3 protein-coding genes and 1 pseudogene are annotated in these 3,733 nt (G+C 61.4%); all 4 read right to left on the minus strand.

What is annotated here, in order from left to right; translation table 11 throughout:
* On the minus strand, window positions 1-1,448 hold a 1,448-nt coding region (gene acs / locus AC07YV_RS29765; RefSeq protein ID WP_494990398.1), incomplete at its 3' end, for an acetate--CoA ligase.
* 78 nt (window positions 1,449-1,526) lie between these two features.
* On the minus strand, window positions 1,527-2,240 hold the full coding sequence (locus AC07YV_RS29770) for a methyl-accepting chemotaxis protein (protein WP_494990399.1): 714 nt from the start codon (window positions 2,238-2,240) through the stop codon (window positions 1,527-1,529).
* Between the two features lie 144 nt (window positions 2,241-2,384).
* A pseudogene (locus AC07YV_RS29775) lies at window positions 2,385-3,410 on the minus strand (HAMP domain-containing protein); the annotation flags it as partial.
* Window positions 3,411-3,607: 197 nt separating this feature from the next.
* On the minus strand, window positions 3,608-3,733 hold a 126-nt coding region (locus AC07YV_RS29780), incomplete at its 5' end, for an aldehyde dehydrogenase family protein (RefSeq protein WP_003137649.1).

Consider the following 3,733-nt stretch of genomic DNA (forward strand, 5'->3'; position numbering starts at 1 on the left):
CGGTCGTGATCGCCATACAGCGTACGCGCCTGGCCCGGCCACGAATCGAGAATCACCAGGTTGCCCTCGGCCTCGCCCTCGATGATGTTGCCCAGGTTGTCCACCAGGGCCGGCACCACGCCGAAGAACGGACGCGCCGCCGAGCCTGGCTTGAGGGCATGGGCGCCCGGCAGCGGGCTCATCATGTTGCCGCCGGTTTCGGTCTGCCACCAGGTATCGACGATCGGGCAACGGGACTTGCCGACGTTCTTGTAGTACCAGTCCCAGGCTTCCGGGTTGATCGGCTCGCCCACCGAACCCAACAAGCGCAGGCTGCTGCCATCGGCGCCTTCAACGGCGGCGGTGCCCGAGGCCATCATGGCGCGGATCGCGGTCGGCGCCGTGTAAAGGATGTTGACCTGGTGCTTGTCGACGATCTTCGCCACCCGGGTGATGTCCGGGTAATTCGGCACACCTTCGAACAGCAGGGTGGTGGCGCCGTTGGCCAGCGGGCCGTAGACGATGTAGCTGTGGCCGGTGACCCAGCCGACGTCGGCGGTGCACCAGTAGATCTCGCCCGGACGGTAGTCGAACACGCGCTCGTGGGTCATGGCCGCGTACAACAGGTAGCCGCCGGTGGTGTGCTGCACGCCCTTGGGCTTGCCGGTGGAGCCCGAGGTGTAGAGGATGAACAGCGCCTCTTCGGCGCCCATCTCTTTCGGCGCACACACGGTGCCGGCCACTTTCATCAGGTCCTCGAACCAGATGTCGCGATGCTGGTTCCACTTGATCTGGCCACCGGTGCGCTTGCACACGATGACCTTCTGGATGCTGCTGGTTTCCGGGTTGGTCAGGGCGTCGTCGACGTTGGCCTTGAGCGGGATCTTCTTGCCGGCACGAATGCCTTCGTCGGCGGTGATCACCACCTTCGAGCGGCAGTCGATGATGCGACCGGCCAGGGCTTCCGGCGAGAAGCCGCCGAACACCACCGAGTGGATCGCGCCGATCCGGGTACAGGCCAGCATGGCGACCACGGCTTCGGGGATCATCGGCATGTAGATGGTCACCACGTCGCCGCGGTGCACGTCCTGGCCGCGCAGGGCGTTGGCGAACTTGCACACTTGCTCGTGCAGCTCGCGGTAAGTGATGTTGCGGCTTTCGGCAGGGTCATCGCCCTCCCAGATGATCGCGACCTGATCGCCGCGTTCGGCCAGATGACGGTCCAGGCAGTTGTAGGACACGTTCAGGGTGCCGTCGGCGAACCACTTGATGTCGACATGGTGATCGTCGAAGGAGGTCTGCTTCACCGTGGTGAACGGCTTGATCCAGTCGAGGCGCTTGGCTTGCTCGCGCCAGAAGCCGTCCGGGTTGACGACCGACTGCTGGTACATGGCCTTGTAGGTCGCCTCGTCGGTCAGGGTGTTGGCCAGAACCTCGGGACGAACGGGATACAGGGAAGCCGCACTCATCTTTCTTACCTCGGTGGAATAGTTGTTTTTGTGATCTGTTACGGGTTTGCAGCTCAAGCATTCGGGCAAATGCAACATTCAAATCCGGAAGCGACTCAGTAGTTTGTCTTGCTGGGCGACGTGCTCCACCATGGCTGAGCATTGGCGAGCCTGTTTGTCCGCGCTGCCGGAGACTTCAAGACTGATGTCGCGGATATTGGTGGTGTTGCGGTTGATTTCTTCGGTCGTGGCGCTTTGTTCTTCAGCCGCCGCGGCAATCTGCAGGTTCATGTCATTGATGCGGTAAATGGCCTCGCGTATGCGTTCGAGGGTGTCATTGGCGGCGTTGGCATCCCCGGCCGTTTTGCTGGCTGTGTCGCGGCTCTGCTGCATGCGTGCCTGGGCATGTTTTACCCCGGTCTGCAGCTGGTCGATCATCTCGCGTATTTCCTGGGTGGATTGCTGGGTGCGCGAGGCCAGGGAGCGCACCTCATCGGCCACGACCGCAAACCCGCGTCCCGATTCGCCGGCGCGGGCTGCTTCGATGGCGGCATTGAGGGCGAGCAGATTGGTCTGGTCAGCGATGCTGGTGATGACCGCCACAATGGATTCAATGCTTTGACTGAGGGTGGACAAGTCATTGATCGCATGACCGGTGGCGTCCATCTCCTCGGCCAAGCGCTTGATGGCCCCGGTAGACCGGGAAACCAGAGCGACGCCGTCGGCGGTTTCTTCGTTAGCGGCAATGGCTGCTTCGGCAGCGGTTTGCGCGTTGCGCGCGACATCTTCGGCGGTCGAGGCCATCTCGGTCATGGCGGTGGCCAGTTGATCCAGCTCCTGCAATTGCACCTGTACGCGGTTGGCGGCCTGATCCGCTTCGTTTGAGGTTGCGGTGGTGCTCTCGCGGACCTGTTGCGAGCTGTTTTTCACGTCGCCGATGAGCGCCTTGAGGTTGTGCAGGAACTGGTTGAACTCCCCGGCGACCAGGGCAATTTCATCATTGCCGACCACGGGCAGCTGGCGAGTCAGGTCGCCTTCACCGCGATTGATGTCGGCCAGCGAGTCTTTCAGTTGTTCCAGCGGCCGCAGCAGTCGCCTGACCAGCAGGCCCAACACCAACAGGCTGAGCAGCACGCCCAGGCCGGTACCGATCACCGCTCGCCAACTCAGGGTATGGGCTGCCGCCATGACGATGTCCTGGTCCAGGACCACGCCGATGTACCAATCCATCCCCTTGAGATCGGAGAGGGGAATGAAGGACACCATGAGCGACTTCCCATCGCTGCGCACCTCTTGAAGCTGACCGTCGAGGGGCAGGGCGCTCCCGGCAAAGAGCTGACTGTAGGGCTTGCCGTTCAGTTCGGCATCCGGGTGAGAAATGATGTTGCCGCTTTTACTGAGCAGGAACGCATAACCGGCCCCGCCGAAATCCAGGGTATTGATCGCATCGGCCACCGTGGTCAGGCGGATGTCACCGCCAAACACCCCGAGCAACTGTCCCGCGTCGCTGATCCGGGCGACGGCCGAGATCAGGATTTCACCCGTGGTGGAGTCCTTGTAGGGTTCGGTCAGGACGGCTTGGCTGCCGGTCTTTCCCGTCGCGTACCATGGGCGGGTGCGACCGTCATAGTCGGGTTTCGGATTCCACGCCGCCGTATTCTTGATGGGCTTTCCATCAGCCTCGAGGGCGCCGAACACCAGCTTGAATTCGTCTTTGAGAATGGGCGAATCGATGATCCGTTGGGTCGTTTGCACACTGTACTGGCGATCGATCGCCTGGGAGGCCAGGTCCATCAAATGAAGCTTGCCGTTCAGCCAGTTCTCGATCTGACGTGCCACCGCATTGCTCGATTCGGCAATGCTCGCCTCGACCTGGTGACGCAAAATGCTACGGATCTGCTCTACCTGAACCAGCGATAGAAGACTGGTGGTCACCAACAGCACACAAGCAGCCACAAGGCTCACCTTGTAACGGATTTTCATCGAGGGCTCCAAAGGGGCGATCAAGGGGAACAGAAAAGTCTCAGGTCAGTGAGGACGCCTTCGCGAGCAGGCTCGCTCCCACAGGGTTATGGGGTGAAATCACTATTGAGGAGCCAGCCCGGATCCACTGTGGGAGCGAGCCTGCTCGCGAAGGCGGTAGAAAGGGCGATGCAGTGTTAAGTGCATCGCCCCGCTGCTTAGAAGAAGCCCAACGGATTGATGTCGTAGCTCACCAGCAGGTTTTTCGTCTGCTGATAGTGATCAAGCATCATCTTGTGGGTTTCACGGCCGACGCCGGACTTCTTGTACCCGCCGAACGCGGC

The sequence above is a fragment of the Pseudomonas sp. GW456-E7 genome (genome assembly GCF_059424105.1).